Annotated in this window: 2 protein-coding genes and 1 pseudogene; 2 read left to right on the top strand and 1 reads right to left on the bottom strand. The window is 78.4% G+C overall.

The window, feature by feature from the left end; genetic code table 11:
• Positions 1-40: 40 nt before the first annotated feature.
• Both ABD352_RS57465 and ABD352_RS00535 read left to right on the top strand, forming a co-directional pair.
• Positions 41-673 (top strand): squalene/phytoene synthase family protein, encoded by a 633-nt coding sequence (locus ABD352_RS57465; protein WP_425553429.1) that lies wholly within the window; start codon positions 41-43, stop codon positions 671-673.
• Positions 673-852 (top strand): hypothetical protein, encoded by a 180-nt coding sequence (locus ABD352_RS00535; RefSeq protein ID WP_344610152.1) that lies wholly within the window; start codon positions 673-675, stop codon positions 850-852. Before ABD352_RS57465 ends, ABD352_RS00535 begins: the two co-directional genes overlap by 1 nt.
• Positions 853-867: 15 nt before the next feature.
• Here the strand turns inward: ABD352_RS00535 and ABD352_RS00540 are convergent.
• A pseudogene (locus ABD352_RS00540) lies at positions 868-1,062 on the bottom strand (2-oxo acid dehydrogenase subunit E2); the annotation flags it as partial.

The raw sequence follows: 1,062 nt of genomic DNA on the forward strand, positions 1-1,062 counted from the left end.
CCGCCGTTTGACGGCGGCGTCGACGGGTAGCGCGGCGGCCATGCGGGGGCGCGGAACGCAACCGGTGCGACGCACCGGGTCGCCATCGGACTTCCCGGTCGCGCCGCGCCTGCTGCCGGCCGCCACCCGCCGGCATCTGCGCAGGCTGCACGGCTACGCGAACCAGGTCGGCCGCCTCGGCGATGATCCTGGTCCGGGCGGCGGCGCATTCGACCGGTTCGAGCGCGAGCTGCGGGCGGTGCACGCCGGAGCGCCCGCGAGCCACCCGATCCTCGCGGCGCTCGCGCCGACGATAGCGGCCTGCCGGCTGCCCGTCGAACCGTTGGCCCGCCTGGTGGAGGGGCGGCGGACGGACCGGGTCGTTCTCCGGTACCGGTCCTTCGACCAGGTGGTGGCCCACTGCCGGTTGTCCGCCAACCCGATCGGGGAACTGGTGCTGCACGTGTTCGGCTGCGCGACCGCCGAGCGGGTGGAGCTGTCCGACCGCGTCTGCACGGCGCTTCAGGTCATCGGGCACCTGCGGGGGCGTCGCCGGGGACTTCGGCCGGGGCGGGGCGTACCTGCCGCAGGTGGACATGGCCCGGTTCGCGGTGCTGGAGGACGAACTCGGCCGCGGGACGGCGTTCGAGAGCGAACGGGGCCCGCGCCTGGCTGGACGCCGGCGCGCCGCTGATGTCAACGCTGCGGGGTCGGGCGCGGCGGGCCGTCAGCGGCTATGTCGCCGGGGGCCGGGCGGCGCTGCGGGCGCTCGAGCGCACCGGATACGACCCGCTGCCAGGTCCGCCGATCGGCGCACGGCGCGACGTCCTCGTGCAGATGCTCGGCGCCGCGCCGCCCGCCACCACCGGCTGACGCGCTCGCGCCGCGTCAGGGGGTCGCCGCGGCGGTGCTGGCCGCGACCGTGGTCTCGGCGGGCCGCGTGGTCGGCTCGGGGGCCGGGCCGGTGGTGGCCGGGGCGCCGCCGGGCGGAGCCGGGCGTACGGTGACCGCCGGGGCGCCCGACGCGCCGCGGGTGCCCACGACGCCGGTACGTCCGGTGGCCGGGGCGGGGCCGGCGCCGCG

It is taken from the genome of Dactylosporangium salmoneum, from assembly GCF_039532525.1.
Classification (GTDB): Bacteria; Actinomycetota; Actinomycetes; order Mycobacteriales; family Micromonosporaceae; genus Dactylosporangium; species Dactylosporangium salmoneum.

Bases quoted from the DNA above. Each gene is read 5' to 3' on its own strand.
- ABD352_RS57465 (WP_425553429.1), top strand. From the start codon at position 41: ATGCGGGGGCGCGGAACGCAACCGGTGCGACGCACCGGGTCGCCATCG.
- ABD352_RS00535 (WP_344610152.1), top strand. From the start codon at position 673: ATGTCAACGCTGCGGGGTCGGGCGCGGCGGGCCGTCAGCGGCTATGTC.